Source organism: Algibacter sp. TI.3.09, assembly GCF_038154905.1.
Lineage (GTDB): Bacteria > Bacteroidota > Bacteroidia > Flavobacteriales > Flavobacteriaceae > Algibacter.
This window is the reverse complement of sequence record NZ_JBAKAN010000085.1, coordinates 1-271: the sequence shown is the minus strand read 5'-3', so window position 1 is coordinate 271 and position 271 is coordinate 1. Positions and strand designations below refer to the sequence as shown.

Here is a 271-nt window from a genome sequence, read left to right as displayed (position 1 = left end):
TTTGTTGGAACAGATATGTTTACGTATACCATTTGTGATGATAATGCAGATCAAGCTTGTGATACAGCTACCGTTTACATTACTGTTGGTGGTATTGAAAACACAACAGATGCTATTGCTGATATCAACAACACATTCGTTGGACAACCCGTAACTGGTAATGTATTAACCAACGATGAAGATTTCGAAGGTGATAACCAATCAGTAACGGCTAACACGCAACCTGCTAATGGTTCTGTGGTTGTTAATTCTGATGGAACATATACTTACA

1 protein-coding gene is annotated in these 271 nt (G+C 37.6%); it reads left to right on the top strand.

The features are described from left to right. A partial coding sequence (locus V6246_RS18420) for an Ig-like domain-containing protein (RefSeq protein WP_341561887.1) occupies positions 1–271 on the top strand: 271 nt, incomplete at both ends.